Source organism: Leclercia sp. AS011, assembly GCF_037152535.1.
In the GTDB taxonomy this organism is placed as follows: Bacteria; Pseudomonadota; Gammaproteobacteria; order Enterobacterales; family Enterobacteriaceae; genus Enterobacter.
Genome location: NZ_JBBCMA010000028.1, coordinates 1 through 234 on the forward strand (window position 1 = coordinate 1; position 234 = coordinate 234).

Below are 234 nucleotides of genomic sequence, written 5' to 3' on the forward strand. Positions count from 1 at the left end.
CATTACGAAGTTTAATTCACGAGCATCAAACTTAAATTGAAGAGTTTGATCATGGCTCAGATTGAACGCTGGCGGCAGGCCTAACACATGCAAGTCGAGCGGTAGCACAGAAGAGCTTGCTCTTCGGGTGACGAGCGGCGGACGGGTGAGTAATGTCTGGGAAACTGCCTGATGGAGGGGGATAACTACTGGAAACGGTAGCTAATACCGCATAACGTCGCAAGACCAAAGAGG

1 rRNA gene is annotated in these 234 nt (G+C 50.0%); it reads left to right on the forward strand.

Features of this window, described 5'->3' with window-relative positions:
• Positions 1-33 precede the first annotated feature (33 nt).
• A 16S ribosomal RNA gene (locus tag WFO70_RS22570) occupies positions 34-234 on the forward strand; the annotation flags it as partial.